The organism is Micromonospora sp. NPDC047521 (assembly GCF_055587305.1).
Map to the genome: position 1 here is coordinate 689376 of NZ_JBVJGN010000001.1, position 18997 is coordinate 708372.

17 protein-coding genes and 1 tRNA gene are annotated in these 18997 nt (G+C 72.2%); 4 read left to right on the top strand and 14 right to left on the bottom strand.

The genetic code is table 11. The features are described 5' to 3' along the window. Positions 1 to 38 precede the first annotated feature (38 nt). The 6 genes from ACZ6N8_RS03260 to ACZ6N8_RS03285 all read right to left on the bottom strand — a co-directional run bounded on the left by ACZ6N8_RS03260 (position 39) and on the right by ACZ6N8_RS03285 (position 5478). Positions 39 to 869, bottom strand: coding sequence for an inositol monophosphatase family protein (locus ACZ6N8_RS03260; protein ID WP_466007139.1), 831 nt, complete (start codon positions 867 to 869; stop codon positions 39 to 41). 134 nt (positions 870 to 1003) lie between these two features. Continuing rightward, positions 1004 to 1594 carry an aminoacyl-tRNA hydrolase gene (pth, locus tag ACZ6N8_RS03265; RefSeq protein ID WP_466007141.1) on the bottom strand — a complete coding sequence of 197 codons (591 nt, stop codon included), beginning with the start codon at positions 1592 to 1594 and terminating at the stop codon, positions 1004 to 1006. Between the two features lie 94 nt (positions 1595 to 1688). Next, positions 1689 to 2384 (bottom strand): 50S ribosomal protein L25/general stress protein Ctc, encoded by a 696-nt coding sequence (locus ACZ6N8_RS03270; protein WP_466007143.1) that lies wholly within the window; start codon positions 2382 to 2384, stop codon positions 1689 to 1691. A 341-nt stretch (positions 2385 to 2725) separates the two neighbouring features. After that, the gene (locus ACZ6N8_RS03275; RefSeq protein WP_139584190.1) at positions 2726 to 3706 is read right to left on the bottom strand and encodes a ribose-phosphate diphosphokinase; all 981 of its coding nucleotides are present in this window, start codon (positions 3704 to 3706) and stop codon (positions 2726 to 2728) included. A 57-nt stretch (positions 3707 to 3763) separates the two neighbouring features. Beyond that, positions 3764 to 5296 (bottom strand): bifunctional UDP-N-acetylglucosamine diphosphorylase/glucosamine-1-phosphate N-acetyltransferase GlmU, encoded by a 1533-nt coding sequence (gene glmU / locus ACZ6N8_RS03280; protein ID WP_466007144.1) that lies wholly within the window; start codon positions 5294 to 5296, stop codon positions 3764 to 3766. A 110-nt stretch (positions 5297 to 5406) separates the two neighbouring features. Next, positions 5407 to 5478 (bottom strand) — tRNA-Gln (locus ACZ6N8_RS03285). Between the two features lie 301 nt (positions 5479 to 5779). Between ACZ6N8_RS03285 and ACZ6N8_RS03290 the strand changes: the two genes are divergently transcribed. Together ACZ6N8_RS03290 and ACZ6N8_RS03295 are read left to right on the top strand one after the other, a co-directional pair. Further along, complete coding sequence (locus ACZ6N8_RS03290) at positions 5780 to 6742, top strand: acyl-CoA desaturase (protein WP_466007146.1); 963 nt, start codon at positions 5780 to 5782, stop codon at positions 6740 to 6742. A 223-nt stretch (positions 6743 to 6965) separates the two neighbouring features. Next, entirely contained in the window at positions 6966 to 7652 is a 687-nt protein-coding gene (locus ACZ6N8_RS03295; protein WP_466007148.1) for a TetR family transcriptional regulator, read from the top strand. A 6-nt stretch (positions 7653 to 7658) separates the two neighbouring features. Here ACZ6N8_RS03295 and ACZ6N8_RS03300 read toward each other — a convergent pair whose 3' ends face one another. From ACZ6N8_RS03300 to ACZ6N8_RS03325, 6 genes are all read right to left on the bottom strand, one after another. Continuing rightward, positions 7659 to 8135, bottom strand: a complete 477-nt coding sequence (locus tag ACZ6N8_RS03300) for a DUF4383 domain-containing protein (protein WP_387111528.1) — start codon at positions 8133 to 8135, stop codon at positions 7659 to 7661. Between the two features lie 204 nt (positions 8136 to 8339). Then, positions 8340 to 8795, bottom strand: coding sequence for a DUF4383 domain-containing protein (locus ACZ6N8_RS03305; protein WP_364368344.1), 456 nt, complete (start codon positions 8793 to 8795; stop codon positions 8340 to 8342). Positions 8796 to 8897: 102 nt separating this feature from the next. Next, positions 8898 to 10703 carry an ABC-F family ATP-binding cassette domain-containing protein gene (locus ACZ6N8_RS03310; RefSeq protein WP_466007150.1) on the bottom strand — a complete coding sequence of 602 codons (1806 nt, stop codon included), beginning with the start codon at positions 10701 to 10703 and terminating at the stop codon, positions 8898 to 8900. Between the two features lie 131 nt (positions 10704 to 10834). Beyond that, complete coding sequence (locus ACZ6N8_RS03315; protein ID WP_387111522.1) at positions 10835 to 11785, bottom strand: 4-(cytidine 5'-diphospho)-2-C-methyl-D-erythritol kinase; 951 nt, start codon at positions 11783 to 11785, stop codon at positions 10835 to 10837. 87 nt (positions 11786 to 11872) lie between these two features. Beyond that, positions 11873 to 12742 carry a 16S rRNA (adenine(1518)-N(6)/adenine(1519)-N(6))-dimethyltransferase RsmA gene (gene rsmA, locus ACZ6N8_RS03320; protein WP_364368353.1) on the bottom strand — a complete coding sequence of 290 codons (870 nt, stop codon included), beginning with the start codon at positions 12740 to 12742 and terminating at the stop codon, positions 11873 to 11875. Further along, positions 12736 to 13635 (bottom strand): TatD family hydrolase, encoded by a 900-nt coding sequence (locus ACZ6N8_RS03325; RefSeq protein ID WP_466007152.1) that lies wholly within the window; start codon positions 13633 to 13635, stop codon positions 12736 to 12738. The genes rsmA and ACZ6N8_RS03325 overlap by 7 nt, the downstream gene beginning before the upstream one ends. Positions 13636 to 13710: 75 nt before the next feature. Between ACZ6N8_RS03325 and ACZ6N8_RS03330 the strand changes: the two genes are divergently transcribed. Continuing rightward, positions 13711 to 14949 (top strand): hypothetical protein, encoded by a 1239-nt coding sequence (locus ACZ6N8_RS03330; protein WP_466007153.1) that lies wholly within the window; start codon positions 13711 to 13713, stop codon positions 14947 to 14949. A gap of 45 nt (positions 14950 to 14994) precedes the next feature. Here the strand turns inward: ACZ6N8_RS03330 and metG are convergent, their stop codons facing one another. Further along, positions 14995 to 16797, bottom strand: a complete 1803-nt coding sequence (gene metG / locus ACZ6N8_RS03335; RefSeq protein ID WP_466007155.1) for a methionine--tRNA ligase — start codon at positions 16795 to 16797, stop codon at positions 14995 to 14997. Positions 16798 to 16946: 149 nt separating this feature from the next. Here metG and ACZ6N8_RS03340 point away from each other — a divergent pair, with 149 nt between their 5' ends. Beyond that, positions 16947 to 18044 (top strand): hypothetical protein, encoded by a 1098-nt coding sequence (locus ACZ6N8_RS03340; protein WP_466007157.1) that lies wholly within the window; start codon positions 16947 to 16949, stop codon positions 18042 to 18044. Between the two features lie 24 nt (positions 18045 to 18068). Here the strand turns inward: ACZ6N8_RS03340 and rsmI are convergent, their stop codons facing one another. Continuing rightward, complete coding sequence (gene rsmI, locus ACZ6N8_RS03345; RefSeq protein ID WP_466007312.1) at positions 18069 to 18908, bottom strand: 16S rRNA (cytidine(1402)-2'-O)-methyltransferase; 840 nt, start codon at positions 18906 to 18908, stop codon at positions 18069 to 18071. Positions 18909 to 18997 lie beyond the last annotated feature (89 nt).

Here is an 18997-nt window from a genome sequence, read left to right on the forward strand (position 1 = left end):
ACCTTTCCGGTCGGGCATGTCAAGAAAGTCCGCTCAGGCTACCCGGAATGTCTCTGCAGCGCTGCAAGCAACCGGGTGGCGAGATCCTTGCGACAGACCAGCAGGTCCGGCAGGCGTGGATCCGCCTCGTTGTATTTCAGCGCAGAACCATCGATCCGGGAAGCGTGTAGTCCGGTGGCCGTCGCCACAGCGACAGGCGCCGCCGAGTCCCACTCGTACTGACCGCCGGCGTGGATGTACGCGTCCACCTCACCGGTGACCACCGCGGCGATCTTCGCTCCGGCCGACCCCATCGGCACCAGCTTCGCCCCCACGTCCTCGGCGAGGTCGGTGAGGAACACCGGCGGCCGGCTCCGGCTCGCCGCCAACCGGATCACCCGCGTACCCGCCGTCGCCGCCTCCACTGTCATCGGCGGGTACGCCGGCGGGTAGTCAGTGCCCAGCACCCGGTGCTGCGCCGGCAGGCCCACAGCCCCGGCGACCAGCCCGTGCGGACTCGGCGCGTTGCGTGCCCAGAGCGCGATGTGCACGGCCCAGTCCGAGCGGCCCTCCTCGGCGAACTCCCGGGTGCCGTCCAACGGGTCGACGATCCACACCCGGTCGGCGGTCAGCCGCGACACCGCCCCGGCGTTGACCTCCGCCGCCCAGGCCAGCCGCGACCCCTCGTCCTCCTCGGAGAGCACCGCGTCGCCCGGCCGCCACTTCGCCAGCTCCGTACGGATCAGGTCGTGCGACACCTTGTCCCCGGCCGACTTGAGCGCGCCGGCGTCCGTGAAGCCCAACTCCGTACGCAGGTCGAGCAACGCCTGACCGGCCCGGGCCGCCAGCCACCGGGCGAACGCGCCGTCGATCATCGGAGGACTGCCCATCTGTGTCCGCTCCCGTCACCTCGCCGCGGTCCGTACCCGCACGGGCACCCACCGCGAGGCACTCGCCGGTCGCGGCCCGCCAAGAGGCGCAGACTACCGGCCCGGTGCGGCTGATCCGGTACGCCCCGCCCGGCTCAGGCCCCGTGGTAGAGGTTCTGGGTGGGTTCCACGCCCTTGAGGATCACCGACTCCACGACGTCGGCAGCACGGTCCACCAGGAAATCCAGCTCCTTGCGTTCCGCCGTGCCGAAATCCGACAGCACATAATCCGCCGGGTCCTGCCGCCCCGGTGGCCGGCCGACGCCGAACCGCACCCGGACGTAGTCCTTCGTACCCAACGACTTCGACATCGAGCGCAGGCCGTTGTGCCCGCCCTCGCCGCCGCCGCACTTGACCCGCACCTGGCCGAACCCGATGTCCAGCTCGTCGTGCACCGCGACCACCTGCGCCGGCGGCACCTTGTAGAACTGCGACAGCGCCGCCACCGGCCCACCTGAGAGGTTCATGTACGTCAGTGGCTTGGCCAGCACCAGCTTCGGCCCACCGAAACCCAGCCGTCCCTCGGCCACCTCGGCGACCGCCCGCTTGTGCCTACCGAACCGCGCGCTCACCCGAGCGGCCAGCAGGTCGGCCACCATGAACCCGACGTTGTGCCGGTTCCCGGCGTACTCCCGGCCCGGATTGCCCAGGCCGACGACCAGCCACGGCCCCGCCTCGTCCGTCACGACCCGTCCCTTCCGACGCCCGTCCCACCGACTCCCGATACGCCGACAGGCGCCCCCGATCCTCCGGGGACGCCTGTCGCACAGTACGAACCGATCAGGCTTCGGTGCGCGCCTCGGTCGTCTCGTCGCCCTCGGCGGCCGGGGCGTCCGCGCCCTCGGAGCCCTCGGTGGTCTCGCCGACCTCGGCCTCGGCCTCGTCGGTGGCAACCTCGACCTCGGGCAGCGTCGCCTCGAGCTGCTCCGCGGTCGGGGCGGCGGTCACCGAGGCGACGGTCAGCTCCGAGTCGGCGGCCAGCTCGACGCCGGCCGGCAGGTCGACATCGCCGGCGGTCACCAGGGTGCCCGCCTCCAGGCCCTCGATCGACGCCTCGAGGTGGTCCGGCACCTTGGTGGCGTCGGCGGTCACCGAGAGGGTGTCGTGGTCGTGCACGATCAGGGTGTCCCGTGCGGCCTCGCCGGTCAGCTGGACCGGAACCTCGACGGTGACCTTCTCGCCGCGGCGGACCAGCAGCAGGTCGACGTGCTCGAAGGTGTCCTTGATCGGGTCACGCTGGATCGCCTTCGGCAGCGCCAGCACCTGGGTGCCGTCGGTGATGTCGATCGCGAAGAGCTGGTTGGCGCCACCCTTGCGGATCGCGGCGGCGAACTCCCGCGACGGCAGCGCGATGTGCTTGGGCTTCTCGCCGTGGCCGTACAGCACGGCGGGCACCTTGCCGGCCCGGCGGGTACGGCGGGCACCACCCTTGCCGAACTCGGTACGGGGCTCGGCGCTGATCTTTACCTCGGACACGGGGAAACTCCTGATGCTTTTCGCTGCGGCGGCTTGTCGTCTGGCGGTGCTGGGGCGAGGGGCTCGCTGGGGCTCATGCGTCATGAACGACTGCCCGGAGCACCGCGTCGATGACGGTGCCTCCGTGCGGCGCTATTCAGCGGCCCGCCGGGCACCCTCGCCGTGGCAACCGCACCAGTCTACCCGAGCTGATTCCACGGTTTCCGGCAGTCCCCGATCACAGCTCCAGGCCGGCGCGTCGGCGGTGTTCCCGCCAGCGAGTCGGCCCCGTTTCGACCAGTTTGTCAGCCCGAACCCGTACCGGCACGGCGACTGGCGGAACCGGGGCCCGCACGCGCAGCTCAGCTCAGGCCACCGAAGAGGGTGGTCACCGAGCCGTCGTCGAACACCTCCCGGATCGCCCGTGCCAGCAGCGGCGCGATCGACAGCACTGTGAGCTTGTCCAGCTGCTTCTCCGGAGGCAACGGCAGCGTGTTGGTCACCACGATCTCGCTGATCGAGCTGTTCTTCAGCCGCTCGATCGCCGGATCGGACAGCAGCGCGTGGGTGGAGGCGACCACGATCTCCGCCGCGCCCGACTCCTTGAGGATGTCCGCCGCCTTGGCGATCGTGCCACCGGTGTCGATCATGTCGTCCACGATCAGGCAGACCCGGCCCTCCACCTCACCGACCACCCGGTTCGCCACCACCTGGTTCGGCTTCATCGGGTCGCGGGTCTTGTGGATGAACGCCAGCGGGCAGCCGCCCAGCCGGTCGGTCCACCGCTCGGCCACCCGCACCCGCCCCGAATCCGGTGCCACCACGGTCATCGGCCGGCCGGCGTACCGGTGCTCCACGTACTCCGCCAGGATGTCCATCGCGAAGAGGTGATCCACCGGGCCGTCGAAGAAGCCCTGGATCTGCGCGGTGTGCAGGTCGACGGTGAGGATCCGGTTCGCGCCTGCCGTCTTCAGCAGATCCGCCACGAGCCGGGCCGAGATCGGCTCCCGACCACGGTGCTTCTTGTCCTGCCTGGCGTACGGGTAGAACGGCAACACCACGGTGATCCGCTTGGCGGAACCCCGCTTCAGCGCGTCCACCATGATCAGGGTCTCCATGACCCAGGTGTTGACCCCGTGCGTCACGGACTGCACCACGAAGGCGTCCGATCCACGCACCGAGTCCTTGAAGCGTACGAAGATCTCGCCGTTGGCGAACTCGTACGCGTCGGCCGGCGTCGGCGCCACGCCGAGCACCTCGCCGATCTCCTTGGCCAGCTCCGGAAAACCCCGTCCGGAGAAGAGCATCAGGCTTTTGCGGTTTTCGGCGACGATGCTGCCCATGGGCCCGTCTGCTCCCGTTTGTCGGCGGTACCCGGCCCGGTGGTGGTGGGTCGGGGACTAGTCGGTTGCAGTATCTCCCGCGCCGGACGTACCGCCCACCGTCTCGGCCCGCCCGTGCATTGCCTCACTGTCGCTTGCGGCGGGTGCCACATCCGACGCACCCTTCGCGTCGCCGGCCCGCTGCGCGGCCTCGGCCGCCGCCGTACCGGCCCGCCGCTTCACCACCCAGCCCTCGATGTTGCGCTGGCGCGCCCGGGCGACACCCATCGCGCCCGCCGGCACGTCGTCCACGATCACCGAGCCGGCCGCCGTGTACGCGCCGTCGCCCACCTCGACCGGTGCCACGAACATGTTGTCCGCTCCCGTACGGGCGTGGCTGCCGATCACCGTGCGGTGCTTGTTGACCCCGTCGTAGTTCACGAAGACGGAGGCGGCCCCGATGTTTGTCTGCTCGCCGATCGTCGCGTCGCCGACGTACGTCAGGTGCGGCACCTTCGAGCCGGCGCCGATCTGCGAGTTCTTGACCTCGACGAAGGTGCCGACCTTCGCCTTGCCGGCCAGTCGAGCCGCCGGCCGCAGGTACGCGTACGGCCCCACGCTGGCGCCCTCGCCGACCTCGGCGCCGACGGCGTGGCTGCGGACCACCGACGCCCCCGGACCGACGATCGTGTCGACGAGCGTGACGTCCGGGCCGATCAGCGCGCCGGAGCCGACCACTGTGGCGCCGCGCAGTTGGGTGTTCTGGTCGACCACCGCGTCGCGGTCCAGCGCGACGGTCACGTCGATCCAGGTGGTCGCCGGGTCGAGCAGGCTCACCCCGGTGCGCATCCACGCCTCGTTGACCCGGTCGCGCAGCAGAGCCCGCAGCGACGCCAGCTCGACCCGGTCGTTGCAGCCCAACGTCTCGACGTGGTCGGCGGCCACGTGTACCGCGACCGGCTCCCCGGCCGAGCGCAGCAGGCCGAAGACGTCCGTCAGGTACTCCTCGCCCTGGTCGTTGTCGGTGGAGAGCTTGCCGAGCGCATCGCGCAACCGCGCCGCGTCGAACGCGTAGATCCCGGCGTTGATCTCCCGGATGGCGCGCTGCGTCGGGTCGGCGTCGCGCTCCTCGACGATCTGCTCCAGCCGCCCGTCGGCGTCCCTGACGATCCGCCCGAGGCCCGTCGGGTCGGGGACCTCGGCGGCCAGCACCGTCGCCGCGGCGGCCGCCTCCTCGTGTGCCGTCACCAGCGCGCCCACCGTCTCCGGGCGCAGCAGCGGCACGTCCCCGTTGATCACCACGACGGTGCCGGCGCCCTCCGGGACGGCCTCCAGCGCGATGCGTACGGCGTGACCGGTGCCGAGTTGCTCGGCCTGGAGCACGGGGGTGGCGTCCGGGGCGATCTCGCCCAGGTGGCTCCGGACCTGGTCGGCGCCGTGCCCCACCACCACGACGGTGCGGTCCGCGGCCAGCGGCGCGGCCGCGCTCAGCACGTGGCCGAGCAGCGTACGGCCGAGCAGGGGGTGCAGCACCTTGGGCAGTGTCGACTTCATCCGCTTGCCCTCACCGGCGGCGAGCACGACGACGGTACGACTGTGGGGCTGGGGCACGGTGTGGCTCCCGTCGGGACGGCGGACACTCTCGCGGCCATGCTAACCGCGGGGCCCGGCACGGTTCCCTCTTACCCCCAGTGGAGCCTAAAACGGACTTAGGGGGGCAGCTCGGCCGCCAGGGTTCGAACCTGAAATACGGGTACCAAAGACCCGGGTGTTGCCAATTACACCACGGCCGATCAGCGACATGAGGGTGTCGCATCAGGGGATGGGTATCCCGGGCTACACCTTAGCGCCCCGAGCGCCGGACGCCACCGCTCATTTCGTCCCGCCCAACCCGACCCGCGCCGGGAGCGTCCGGGAGAGTGGCCCGGACGAGACGAGACCCTGTCGGCCGCCCCACGCCAGAGGCTTCTGACCTGGTTATTTGGGCAGCTTGTCGAGGCCTGTTGGAACTTCCCCGTGCGATCTACGGTGCCGTAAGTTACGGTGACGTAGGCGTAGCTTCGTGATCGTTTCCGTCCCCCTCTGCGAGGTGCCATGACCACCGTGCTCGAACCCAACACCGCCGCCCCCGGCCCGAAACCGCTCACCGACGGCAGCCAGTCCTCCGGGATCCTGGCCGCCCTCTGGGCGTTCGTGGTGATCCCCTTCGTGGCCCTGCTGGTCGCCGTCCCGGTGGCCTGGGGTGGCTGGCTGGGCTGGACCGACGTGATCATCGCCCTGGTCTGGTACGTGGTGTCCGGGCTGGGCATCACGATCGGCTTCCACCGCTACTTCACCCACGGGTCGTTCAAGGCGAAGCGCTGGCTGCGCGCCTCGCTGGCAGTCGCGGGTTCGCTCGCGGTGCAGGGCGAGATCATCCAGTGGGTGGCCGACCACCGTCGGCACCACGCCTTCTCCGACCTGGAGGGTGACCCGCACTCGCCGTGGCGCTTCGGCACCAGCTTCTGGGCGCTGACCCGGGGCCTGTTCCACGCGCACGTGGGCTGGCTGTTCCGGCGCGAGTTGTCCAACCGGCAGCGGTTCGCACCGGACCTGATCGCCGACCGCGACATCAGCCGGGTGGACCGGCTCTTCCCGGTGCTGGTGGCCATCTCGCTGCTCGGCCCCGCGGTGATGGGCGGCCTGATCACCTGGTCGTGGCAGGGCGCGCTCACCGCGTTCTTCTGGGCCGGGTTGGTCCGGATCGGCCTGCTGCACCACGTCACCTGGGCGATCAACTCGGTCTGCCACGTGTACGGCGAGCGCCCGTTCGTGATGCGTCAGGGTGACCGCGCCTCGAACTTCTGGCCGTTGGCGATCCTGTCCTTCGGCGAGAGCTGGCACAACCTGCACCACGCGGACCCGACCTGCGCCCGGCACGGCGTGCTGCGCGGCCAGGTGGACATCTCCGCCCGGGTGATCTGGCTGTTCGAGAAGGTCGGCGCGGCCTCGCAGGTGCGCTGGCCGAAGCCGGAGCGCCTCGAGGCCAAGCTGGTGAAGCCTGTCGCACCCCGATAAACCGGGCGGTGCACCGGGAGACCGCCTGGCAGGATGGCCGGGTGACCGAGCGACGCGGGGGGACCGGACGGCTCGGCAGACGGGGAGCCGAGCCCGATCCGGGCACGGTCGGACGGCGTGGCGGGGCGGCTGGACCGCCCGCCGGTGAGGCGACGACGTGAACGGGCACGACGGAGGCACCATCCCACGGCAGGGCGTCACCAAGCGCCAGCGAGGCGGCGACATGTCCGAGGCGAGCGACGGTGTCGGCGGCCGGGCGACTCCGCCGGTCCCGGCACCGAAGCCCAAGCCCGCTTCCCGGGTCCGCATGTCGGCGGCCCAGCGGCGGGAGCAGCTGATCGCGACCGGCCGGCAGTTGTTCGCCGAGCGTGGTTTCGACGCCACCTCCATCGAGGAGGTGGCGGCCCGCGCCAAGGTCTCCAAGCCGGTCGTGTACGAGCACTTTGGCGGCAAGGAGGGCCTCTACGCGGTGGTGGTGGACCGGGAGGTCCGGGCCCTGTTGGACCGGATCACCACGGCGCTGACCGCAGGGCACCCCCGGGAGCTGTTGGAGCAGGCGGCGTTGGCCCTGCTGGGCTACATCGAGGAGGAGACCAGCGGGTTCCGGGTGCTGGTCCGCGAGTCGCCGTTGATGTCCGGCACCGCCAACTTCAGCAGCGTGATGAACGACGTGGCCCACCAGGTCGAGCACATCCTGGGCGCCGAGTTCAAGAGCCGCGGCTACGACCCGAAGCTCGCCGAGCTGTACTCGCAGGCGCTGGTGGGCATGGTGGCGTTGACCGGCCGCTGGTGGCTGGAGGTCCGCAAGCCGCGCAAGGAGACGGTGGCGGCGCATCTGGTCAACCTGGCGTGGAACGGGTTGTCGCACCTGGAGGCGAAGCCGACGTTGATCACCACTCGGCGCGGCTGACCCCGTTCAGCGGCGGTGGGAGTCGGCCACCGGGTGTTTGCGCAGTTCCAGTTCCGCCTCGGCGTGTTCCGGGGGGCCCACCTTGTCGTACAGGCCGGTGCCGAGCAGGACCAACCCGAACAGCATCGACACGACCACCGTCGACATCGAGAAGTTGAGGAAGTTCGCCTCGGTCTGGAGCACCGACATCATCAGGATGCTGGTCACCAGGAACACCACACCGGCGGTGAGGTTGATGTAGTGGCCGAGGTTGGTGCGCCGGGACGCCCCGATGATCAGGACCACCCCGAAGACCACCGAGGCGAGCGAGAAGGCCAGGTTGGTGCGCAGCCCGAGCGCCCAGTGGCTGCCCCTGTCGAAGAGCGGGTCGCCCAACGTCTCGGCGACACCCCAGACTCCGAAGACCAGGATGTAGACGCCGATCAGACCGGCGAGGACCCGGTAGATCGGCCGAGCCGGATGGTTCACCGGAAAGTGCGGCATGCCCCTGACCCCAATTTACCCGAGTTTGACCGTTTCAGGAGGATTGTCACCCGAGGCAGAGCCAGCTGTCCGATGAACCACAAAGCCGAAGGGTCCGCCGAATGGCTGGACCAGGTCAGGTTCGCGCCGGAGCCCGAGCTGCGCAGGGATCAAGCCTGACCGCCCGGAGCAGCTCGGACTCCGGCGAAAACCGCAACAGCAACCTCAGAGGACGAGCCGAGCCTTCTGGAAGGCCTCCGCCTCCTCGTCCGACCCGACCTTGCCGTACATGCCGACCATGAGCAGCACCAGGGCTGCCGAGAGCACCACGACCACAGTGGTGATGCTGAAGTTGAAGATGTTCGCGTCGGTCCGGATGAACGCGAGACCGGCCAGGCCGATCACCATGAGGGCGTACGCCAGCCACTGGTTGATCGCCACGTCGATGTTGCGGCCGAGACCGGTGCCGATCAGCACGACGACCCCGAGCAGCACGCTGAGCAGCGAGAAGCCGAGGTTGGTGCCCTGGCCGAGGACCTTCGTGTCATCCTGCGCGAGGATCTCGTTGCCGGCGCTCGCGATGATGCCGAGCACACCGAAGACCACCAGGTACAGACCGGTCAGCCCGCCGATCGCCCGGTAGATCGGCCGCGCGGGGTGGTTGACGGGGGTGTGGGCCATGTCTGAGTCTCCAACGCCGTGGGGTGAGGTGTCGCCGACGATTGTCCCGCATGTGGCGGTGTGACGCCGCACACGGCCCCCGGCCCGGCGCGCCCGGCCGAATCAGCTCTCGGGAAGCTCCTCGGCGAGCGTCATCCAGGTCTCCTCGATCCGCTCCCGCTCGGCCCGCAGGTCCTTGAGCTGGGTGTCCAGCTCGGCGACCCGGGCGTAGTCGGTGGCGTCGGCGGCGAGCTGGTCGAGCAGGGTGGCCTCACGCTGGTCGAGCTTGCCGAGCTGGCGTTCCAGGCGGGTCAGCTCCTTGCGGGCCTGACGCACCTCGGCGGCGGACATGCCGCCTCCCGAGGAGGCGGCGGGCTCGGAGGTCGAGGTGACGCCCGCCCGAGGAGAGCCGGCCCGTTCCGCGGTCCTGGCGAGGTATTCGTCGACGCCGCCCGGCAGGTGCACGAGCCGGCCGTCGCCGAACATCCCGTACGCCGTGTCGGTGACCCTCTCGATCAGGTACCTGTCGTGGCTGGCCACGATGATCGTGCCGGGCCACGAGTCGAGCAGGTCCTCCAGCGCGGCGAGGGTGTCGGTGTCCAGGTCGTTCGTGGGCTCGTCGAAGAGCAGCACGTTGGGTTCGCCGGCGAGCAGCCGCAGCATCTGCAACCGGCGACGTTCACCGCCGGAGAGGTCACTGACCGGGGTCCAGAGGCGGCGGTCGTCGAAGCCGAAGACCTCGGCGAGCTGGGCTGCGGAGACCTCCCGGTCGCCGAGCTGCACCCGGCGGGCGACCTCCTCGACGGCCTCCAGGACCCGCAGGTGCCCGGGCAGTTCGGCGAGTTCCTGGGAGAGGAACGCGGGCCGCACCGTGGAGCCGGTGTTGAGGCGGCCACCGTCCGGGCGGGTGATGCCGGCGAGCATCCGCAACAGGGTGGTCTTGCCGGCGCCGTTTGCGCCGAGAATGGCGATCCGGTCACCGGGGCCGACCAGCCAGGTGACGTCGCGCAGGATCTCCTTCGGGCCGGCGTGCAGCTCGACGTTCTCCATCTCGTACACCTGCTTGCCCAGGCGCGACACCGCCATCCGCTGCAACGACATGGTGTCGCGGGCCGGCGGCACGTCGGCGATCAGCGCGTTCGCGGCGTCGATGCGGAACTGGGGCTTGGAGGTACGGGCCGGCGGGCCGCGGCGCAGCCAGGCGATCTCCTTGCGGAGCAGGTTCTGCCGGCGGGCCTCCGTGGCGGCGGCGACGCGCTCACGTTCGGCGCGGGCGAGGGTCCAGGCGGCGAAGCCCCCCTCGTACGCGCGGACGGTCTGGTCGGCGACCTCCCAGGTGTTGGTGCAGACCGCGTCCAGGAACCACCTGTCGTGCGTGACCACGACCAGGGCGCCCCGGCGGCCGACCAGGTGCCGGGCCAGCCAGTCGACACCACCGACGTCGAGGTGGTTGGTGGGCTCGTCGAGGATGAGCAGGTCGGATTCGCGGACGAGCAGCGCGGCGAGCGCCACCCGCCGCCGTTCGCCACCGGACATCGGGCCGACTGGCTGGTCGAGGCCGAGGTGCGGCATGCCGAGGCCGTCGAGAATGTTGCGGACACCAGCGTCGCCGGCCCACTCGTGCTCGGCGCCCATGCCCTCGCCGAGCCAGGCGGTGCCGAGCACGACGTCCCGGACTGTGGCGTCGGGGGCGAGGGTGAGTTGCTGGGGCAGCCAGAGCACGCGCAGGTCACGGCGGTGGGTGACCCGCCCGTCATCGGGATCCTCCTGCTTGGTGAGCAGGCGCAGCAGGGTGGACTTGCCGGCGCCGTTGAGGCCGACCACACCGATCCGGTCGGCGTCGTCCAAGCCGAGCGAGACGTCCGTGAGCAGCCGCCCGGCGGCGCCGTACCCCTTGGACACCCGGTCCAGATTGACGATGTTGGCCACGTTCCACCCTTCAAGATCAAGGCGTCCGGGTGCCGGCGGGCACCTCGGGACGCCTGACCCAAGGGTACGCGGGCGTTCCGGTCACCCGCGCCGCGCGCCCGCGGCCCGCGCCGGGCTGGCGGGACCCGCCGTCAGCCGACCCGGGCGCCGGCGACCGGACCGTGCGCGACCCGGGCCTCCCGGCACACTCCTGCGCTGGTCAGCTCGGCGGCGATCCGTTCGGCGCTCGCCGCGTCGGCGGCGAGGAAGACGCACGTCGGGCCGGAGCCGGAGACGAGACCCGCGAGCGCGCCCGCCGCCTCACCCGCCTTGAGGGTGTCGGCCAGCGCCGGGCGCATGGCCAGCGCGGCGTCCTGAAGGTCGTTGCCGAGCGTACGGGCGAGCACCCGGGGATCCCGCTGACGCAGCGCACCCAGCAGCGCGTCGGTGCTGCCCAGCGGCACACCGGCGGTGCCCGCCTCACGCAGCCGGTCCAACTCGCGGTACGCGGCCGGGGTGGACAGGCCGGCGTCGGCGATGGCCACCACCCAGTGCCAGGACGTCGGGCGGACCAGCACCGGGCTGACCGCCTCGCCCCGACCGGTGCCCAGCGCGGTGCCCCCGTAGATCAGGAACGGCACGTCGGAGCCGAGGTCGGCGGCGATCCCGGCCAGTTCGTCCCGGGACAGGCCCGTCCCCCACAGCGCGTCGCAGGCCACCAGCGCGGCGGCCGCGTCGGCGCTGCCACCGGCCAGCCCACCGGCGAGGGGGATCTGCTTGCGCAGGTGCAGGCGGGCGTGCGGGAGCACCCCCGCGTACCCGGCGAGGGCGTGCGCGGCACGGATGATCAGGTTGGAGTCGTCGAGCGCCAGCTCGCCGGTGCCCTCCCCCTCCATGGTCAACGCCAACGTGTCGCCCCGCCGGGCGGTCAGCTCGTCGTAGATGGAGATGGCGTGGTAGACGGTGTTCAGCTCGTGGTAACCGTCACGGCGCAGCGGACCCACCCCGAGGTGCAGGTTGACCTTCGCGGGCACCCGTACCCGCACCGGGCCGGTGGCCCCGCGTCGCTCGTCCTCGCCGTCCGGTCGCCAGGCCTCGGTCACGGGGTGACATCCCGTACGGGCAGGCGGATGTCGAACGGCTTGGCCACGATCTGCTCCTCGGCGTCCTCGGCGGGCAACGGCGACAGCCTACTTCGCGGCCGGCGTACCGACCGGAGCCGACGCGGCGATGGCGGCGAACTGCGCGACGGTGAGCGACTCCCCCCGGGCGCCGGGGTCGACGCCGGCCGCGGTGAGCGCGGCGGCGGCCCGGTCCGCGCCGCCGGCCCAGCCGGCCAGCGCGGCGCGCAGGGTCTTGCGGCGCTGCGCGAACGCCGCGTCCACAACGGCGAAGACCCGCTCCCGGGGTACGTCGGCGCGGGGCGGCTCGTGACAGGTGAAGGCCACCAGGCCGGAGTCGACGTTCGGCACCGGCCAGAACACGTTCGGCGGCACCCGGCCGGCGCTGCGGGCCTGGGCGTACCAGGCGAGCTTGACCGACGGGATGCCGTACACCTTGGAGCCGGGACCTGCGACCAGCCGGTCGGCGACCTCCTTCTGCACCATCACCAGGCCATGCCGCAGGCTGGGCAGCGCGGCGAGCAGGTGCAGCACCACAGGCACTGCGACGTTGTACGGCAGGTTCGCGACGAGCGCGGTAGGTGCCGGGTCGGCCAGTTCGGCGGGGTCGATCCGCAGCGCGTCGGCGCGGTGCACGGTGAGCCGGCCGGCGTCCGCGCCGGCGTGCCGGGCGACGGTCTCCGGCAGCGCCCCGGCGAGCACCGGGTCGATCTCCACGGCGTGCACGTGCCCGGCGACGGGCAGCAGTCCCAGGGTCAGCGAGCCGAGGCCCGGGCCGACCTCCAGAGCGACGTCGTCGGGGGTCAGGCCGGCGGCCGTGACGATCCGACGCACGGTGTTGGGGTCGTGCACGAAGTTCTGGCCCAACTTCTTGGTGGGCGCGACGCCCAGACGGGCGGCGAGTTCCCGGATCTCCGCCGGGCCGAGCAGGCTCACCACGGGCCGAAGACCCGGTCGCCGGTCGCCGAGATCGCCGCGCACAGCTCGTCGAGGTCGGTGCCCGTGGTCTCGGCGAGCGACCGGACGGTCAGCGGGATCAGGTACGAGGCGTTCGGGCGGCCCCGGTGCGGCGTCGGCGTGAGGTAGGGGGCGTCGGTCTCCACCAGGAGCTGGTCCACCGGAGTGAGCGCGGCGGCCTCCCGCAGTGCGGTGGCGCTGGCGAAGGTGACGGTGCCGGCGAAGCTGAGCAGGTAGCCCCGGCGGACGCACTCGCTGGCGAACTCCGCGTCACCGGAGAAGCAGTGCAGCACCACCGTGTCCGGGGCGCCCTCGTCGTCGAGGATCCGCAGCACGTCCGCGTGCGCGTCCCGGTCGTGGATGACCAGGGCCTTGTCGTACCGCTTCGCGATGGCGATGTGCGCCCGGAAGCTCGCCTCCTGCGCGGCGCGGCCCTCGTCGCCGGTACGGAAGAAGTCCATCCCGGTCTCGCCGATCCCCCGGACCCGGTCGCGGGCGGCCAGCGACTCGATCTCCCGCAGCGCCTCGTCGAGGTCGGGCAGCCGGGGCGCCTCGTTGGGGTGCAGCGCCACGGTGGCCAGCACCGCCGGGTACGCGTCGGCGGTGTCCGCGCCCCACCCGGAGGAGGCGACGTCCACGCCCACCTGGACCAGCCGGTCCACGCCGACCTTTGCGGCCACCGCGACCGCAGCGGCGACCGGGTCGTCGGCCGGCCCACCGCCGGGCACACCGGCCTCGCTGACGGTGATGTCCAGGTGGGTGTGGCTGTCCAGCACCGGCCGGGGCAGCGGCTCGGGGGCGGGCGGGAACTCTCCGGCCCGCCGGGCGGCACGCTCACGGCGGGTTTCAGTCGGCTCGCTCATCAGCGACAGCATCACACACCGGGCCTGGCCATCCGCCCGCCACCCGGCGTTCACCTCGACTACGCCGCGCGACTCTAGCGTCGCCGCGTGAGCGAGCCCAGCAGTCCCGCCAGCGAGCGCACCGGGCTGCGCGTGGCGTTCGACGGCGGCGTGTACCCGGCCGAGGAGATCGCCCGGGGCGCCGCGTACGAGTTGTTCAGCGCCGACGAGGTGACCGGCTTCGAGTGGGCGCCCCGTCCGGGCAGCGCCCTGCCGTGGCGCAGGTTCGTGCACGTCACCGAGGTGTCCGCCGTACACGGGGCGACGCAGCCGGTCGAGGAGCCGGACACGCCGCTGATGATGCCGGCGCACCGGGAACGCGGGTGGGCGCACCTGCACCAGCTCAGCCAGCAGCCGTCCGCCTCCGGCGACCCGCTGCTGGTCGCGGCGCGCGCGTCGGCTGTCGTACGGCGGGGCACCCGGATGGTGAAGGTGCTCTCCGCCCGCCAGCTCGCCGGCTACGTACGGGGCTGGCTGCCGCACGGCTTCTGCTACCGGGAACACGACGTGGCGCACCTGCGTACGCCGTCGGCGACCACCGTGCTGCGCACCGACGGCGAGGTCGGTCGGGACGGCTCCGACGTGGCGTACGCGCTGCGGTGGCGGGCCGCCGACCCTGGCGACTACGACGTGCCGGTCGGCGAGGCGCACAGTGGCCTGACCGCGTTGGCGTCCCGGGACCGGCTGGGCCCCCCGGTGCTGGGTACGGGTTTCGTGCCGAGCAACGGTCAGCTCATCCCGGAGTTCATCACCCGGGACTTCGCGGACCTGCCGATGCCAGCGAACGCCGCCCTGCTCGCCTACCCGAGCGAGGGGGTGGAGGTGGTGCTGTACACCTACCAGGCGGAGCAGCGCGGCTGGCTGCGGATGGTGGGCCCGCAGTGGCGGCACCTGCTGTCCGCGGTGCCCGGCCTCTCTCCCGACCAGGAGTACGTGCCGACCGGGGACGCGCCGCGTTCCACGCAGCTCGTCGGCGTGCACGGCGACACCGAGTACGAGGCGGTGGCGGACCTGCCCGGCGGGTTCCGGGTGCTGGCCATGACCCGGGCGGCCCGCTACCCGGTGGACGCGGTGGCCCGCCGGCTCCGGTTCGCGCGGTGGCGGGGTGTGCCCTGCCTGGTGCTGCGCGAGGAGGCCGGCTGGCTGCGGCTGCGGCTGCGTTTCCCCGACCCGGACGCCGTTGTCGCCACCGGCGCACAGTGCCACGACCGTGGCGTCTACGAGACCTGGGCGCCCGGCGCCGAGGTGACCGACGACCAGGTGCTGGACGCCAGGTACGCGATGTGACGCCGCGCGGCGGGGCGATGTGCTCCCGCCGCGCGGCTCGTACGCTCAGCCGGCCAGCCGGGCCAGCTCCTCGTCGACGATCGACGGGTCGAGCTTGCGGAACACCGGCTTCGGCGCGGCCAGCGGCCGGCCCGCCTCGATCGGCACCGACTCCCAGCGCACGCCGACGGTGTAGTCCCCGGTCAGCACCGGGTACGACGGACCGCCGTCGAGGTCGTCGACCTGCTCGATGACCGGCATCGGCGCGTGCACGCCGGTGCCGCCGAGCAGCTCGTGCACCTGCTGCGCGGAGTGCGGCAGGAACGGGGTGAGCAGCGTGTTGGCGTCGCTGACCACCTGGAGGGCGACGTGCAGGATGGTGCCCTGGCGGGGCTTGTCGGCCTCGCCCTTGAGCTTCCACGGCGCCTGCTCGGACAGGTACCTGTTCGCCTCGGCCACCACCCTCATGGCCTCGCCGATCGCCTGCTTCTGCCGGTGCCTGCCGATCAGGTCACCGACCGTGCCGAACCCGGCGCGGGCCACCGCGAGCAGCGCCTCGTCGGCCTCGGTGAGCCCGGCCGGGTCGACCGGCGGGATCGCCCCGAAGTTCTTCGCCGCCATCGAGATCGACCGGTTGACCAGGTTGCCCCATCCGGCGACCAGCTCGTCGTTGTTGCGGCGCAGGAACTCGGCCCAGGTGAAGTCGGTGTCGTTGCTCTCCGGGCCGGCCGCGGCGATGAAGTAGCGCAGCGCGTCGGCGTCGTAGCGCTCCAGGAAGTCCCGGACGTAGATGACCACCTTGCGGGACGAGGAGAACTTGCGCCCCTCCATGGTCAGGTACTCGCTGGAGACGACCTCGGTGGGCAGGTTGAGCCGGCCCAGCCCACCCGGCTCACCGTCGCGGGAGCCCTCACCGGAGTAGCCGGAGAGCAGCGCCGGCCAGATCACCGAGTGGAAGACGATGTTGTCCTTGCCCATGAAGTAGTAGGACCGGGCGTCCTTACCCTGACCGTCGGCGGACCACCACTTCCGCCACGCGTCCGGGTCGCCGGAGCGGCGGGCCCACTCGATCGAGGCGGACAGGTAGCCGATCACCGCGTCGAACCAGACGTAGATCCGCTTGTCGGGGCGGTCCCGCCAGTCGTCCAGCGGGATCGGTACACCCCACTCCAGGTCACGGGTGATCGCCCGGGGCTGGAGGTCGTCGAGCAGGTTGCGGGAGAACCGCAGCACGTTGGGCCGCCACCCCTCCCGGGTGTCCAGCCACTGCCGCAACACGTCGGCCAGGGCCGGCAGGTCCAGGAAGAAGTGCTCGGTCTCGACGAACTTCGGGGTCTCCCCGTTGATCCGCGACTTCGGGTCGATCAGGTCGATCGGGTCGAGCTGGTTGCCGCAGTTGTCGCACTGGTCGCCGCGCGCGCTGTCGTACCCGCAGATCGGGCAGGTGCCCTCGATGTACCTGTCGGGCAGGGTGCGCCCGGTGGACGGCGAGATCGCGCCCATGGTGGTCTTCGGCACGATGTAGCCGTTGCGGTACATCCCCTCGAACAGCACCTGCACCACCGCGTAGTGGTTGCGGGTGGTGGTGCGGGTGAACAGGTCGTAGGACAGCCCGAGGCCGTGCAGGTCCTCGACGATCACCCTGTTGTACCTGTCGGCCAACTCGCGCGGGGTCACCCCGTCGGCGTCGGCCTGCACCTGGATGGGGGTGCCGTGCTCGTCGGTGCCGGAGACCATGAGCACGTCGTGGCCGGCCATCCGCATGTACCGGGCGAAGACGTCGGAGGGAACGCCGAAACCGGAGACGTGGCCGATGTGGCGGGGGCCGTTGGCGTACGGCCAGGCCACTGCCGCGAGAACGTGACTCATGAGCAGCAAGCCTAGTGACCCGTGCCGGGCGCCCGCGAACCAATAGGGGGTGCCGGGCCGGCGGACCGGGCCGACCACCCCGGCCGTTGGTCCGATTTGTCGCCGACACGCGTCCGAGCTGCCCGTTCCGCCTCCTTCGCAGGTGTGCAATGAACGTCGTGAGTGGCAGACGAGCGGCGCGGGACCAGGACGACAGGCACACCGGGTCGGCTGTCGACGACGACGCCGGCTCCGAGGTCGGCGGGTCCCGGGCCGCAGGCGTCCCGCCCCAACCGCGGCTGGTGCCGGTCACCGACCCGGGCGCCGGCGCACGTCCGGGCCCCGCTGGGGAACAGCGCCCGACACCGGCGGGGCGTGCGGCGGCGGGGCTCGACGCCACCCCGGCCCGTCCGGCGTCCGCCGCGCCGACACCCGCAGCCCGTTCCGGCCCGACGGCGCCGGTGCCCGGCCCGACCCGGCCCGCCGCGCCGACGACCCCCACCGGGCCGGACCGGGTGGAGGCCGTCGAGGTGGAGCCGACCACGGGTGCGCCGGTGGACGCGGTGCCCCGCCGCGTGCCGGTACGGCAGCAGAGCCGCTGGCACCGCGACGCCAGCCGCGCCGACGGCGACGTGCCGGCCGACGACGACAGCGCCTTCTGGGCGCCGATCGAGCAGGTGCACTGGGACGGCACACCGGTCCGGGAGGACGCCGCCGCGGAGCGGGAGCGCGGTTCCGGCCCGGCGGGACGCCGCTCGCCCGCGCGTACCCCCCGACCGCCGGACCCGCTGCCCGGCCTCACCGCGCTGGTCCTGCTGAGCCTGGTCGTGGCCTTCTTCGCCTGGGTGAGCGCCGGCCCGTTCTGGCTCGCGGTCGGGCACGCCCGGGTCGGCACGGTGGTGGTGGACGGCTGCTCCGGCGCCGGGCTCACCCAGCGCTGCCGGGGAATCTTCACCGCCGACGACGGACGGTTCGTGGCGCACGGGGTACGGGTCAGCGGCGTACCTGCCGGACGCGATACGCCGGGCACGTCGCTGCCGGCGCGGATGACCGGCCCGGACGCGGGCACCGCGTACGCCGACACCGGGTTGACCCGGCACCTGCGCTGGCTGCCCGGCCTGCTGGTGGTGCTCGGCTGCGCCGCAGGCATCGCCCGGTGGACCGGCTCGACCCGGCTGCCCGGGCGGCGGCACCGGCGCCTGGCGGTGGCCGCCGCGCTCGCCGGCCCCGCGCTGATCACCCTCGGGTTCCTCGCCGCCGCCTGGTGAACAGGCCGTCGGCGCGAGCCGCGGTCAGCTGTGCACGATCGTGTAGACGTCGCGGCGGCGCAGCGCGTACTCGGTGGCGACGTCGGTGATCGCGTCCCGGCGGGAGCGGCCGGCCGCCTCGCGCTCGGCGACCGCCGCGCGCAGGGTGTCGTCGTCGGGGCGTTCCCGCGGGATCGCCGGGGCGCCGGCCACCACCAGGGTGATCTCTCCGCGCGGATCACCCTCGGCGGCCCACCGGGCCAGGTCGCCGAGCGGACGGCGGAGCACCTCCTCGTACGTCTTGGTGAGCTCGCGGCAGAGCGCGGCGGGCCGGTCCGCGCCGAACGTGTCGGCCAGGTCGGTGAGCGCCGCGCCGATCCGGTGGGGCGCCTCGAAGAAGACGAGGGTGCGCTCCTCGGCGGCGAGGGCGCGCAGGCGGGTGCGGCGGGCGCCGGGGGTGCGCGGGAGGAAGCCCTCGAAGCAGAACCTGTCGCAGGGCAACCCGGAGACGGCCAGCGCGGTGGTCACCGCGCTGGGGCCGGGCGCGACGGTGACCGGCGCGCCGACGTCCAGCGCGGCACGGACCAGCCGGTAGCCGGGGTCGGAGACGCTCGGCATCCCACCGTCGGTGACAAGCGCGACCACGTACCCGCCGAGAATGACCTCGACCAGCTCGGGCGTGCGGCGCTCCTCGTTGCCCTCGAAGTACGAGACGATCCGGCCGCCGATGGTGATGTCGAGGTCACGGGCGAGCCGGGTGAGCCGCCTGGTGTCCTCGGCGGCCACCACGTCGGCGCTGGTCAGCACCTCCCGGAACCGGGTCGAGGCGTCGGCGGGGTTGCCGAGCGGGGCGCCGAGCAGGGTCAGGCGTCCAGCTTCGGACATTTCACCCACGAATTCGTCTCCTTCATTGACAGCGGATACCGGTATCAGGGACGACGGGCGCCACCGGACACCTTGGCAGCCTACGATCG